General features: G+C 53.8%; 1 rRNA gene. It reads left to right on the forward strand.

Annotated features, from left to right (window positions below):
• Positions 1-1,211, forward strand: a 23S ribosomal RNA gene (locus IEX01_RS21415); the annotation flags it as partial.

Consider the following 1,211-nt stretch of genomic DNA (forward strand, 5'->3'; position numbering starts at 1 on the left):
CAGGTAACACGAAATCGTACCCCAAACCGACACAGGTGGTCAGGTAGAGAATACCAAGGCGCTTGAGAGAACTCGGGTGAAGGAACTAGGCAAAATGGTGCCGTAACTTCGGGAGAAGGCACGCTGGTGCGTAGGTGAAGCGACTTGCTCGCGGAGCTGAAACCAGTCGAAGATACCAGCTGGCTGCAACTGTTTATTAAAAACACAGCACTGTGCAAACACGAAAGTGGACGTATACGGTGTGACGCCTGCCCGGTGCCGGAAGGTTAATTGATGGGGTTATCGCAAGAGAAGCTCCTGATCGAAGCCCCGGTAAACGGCGGCCGTAACTATAACGGTCCTAAGGTAGCGAAATTCCTTGTCGGGTAAGTTCCGACCTGCACGAATGGCGTAATGATGGCCAGGCTGTCTCCACCCGAGACTCAGTGAAATTGAACTCGCTGTGAAGATGCAGTGTACCCGCGGCAAGACGGAAAGACCCCGTGAACCTTTACTACAGCTTGACACTGAACATTGAGCCTTGATGTGTAGGATAGGTGGGAGGCTTTGAAGCGTGGACGCCAGTCTGCGTGGAGCCAACCTTGAAATACCACCCTTTAATGTTTGATGTTCTAACCTGGCGCCATAATCTGGCGTGGGGACAGTGTCTGGTGGGTAGTTTGACTGGGGCGGTCTCCTCCCAAAGTGTAACGGAGGAGCACGAAGGTCAGCTAATCCTGGTCGGACATCAGGAGGTTAGTGCAATGGCATAAGCTGGCTTGACTGCGAGAGTGACGGCTCGAGCAGGTGCGAAAGCAGGTCATAGTGATCCGGTGGTTCTGTATGGAAGGGCCATCGCTCAACGGATAAAAGGTACTCCGGGGATAACAGGCTGATACCGCCCAAGAGTTCATATCGACGGCGGTGTTTGGCACCTCGATGTCGGCTCATCACATCCTGGGGCTGAAGTAGGTCCCAAGGGTATGGCTGTTCGCCATTTAAAGTGGTACGCGAGCTGGGTTTAGAACGTCGTGAGACAGTTCGGTCCCTATCTGCCGTGGGCGCTGGAGAATTGAGGGGGGTTGCTCCTAGTACGAGAGGACCGGAGTGAACGCATCACTGGTGTTCGGGTTGTCATGCCAATGGCACTGCCCGGTAGCTAAATGCGGAAGAGATAAGTGCTGAAAGCATCTAAGCACGAAACTTGCCCCGAGATGAGTTCTCCCTGAGAC

Source organism: Franconibacter daqui, from assembly GCF_014644275.1.
GTDB lineage: Bacteria > Pseudomonadota > Gammaproteobacteria > Enterobacterales > Enterobacteriaceae > Franconibacter > Franconibacter pulveris.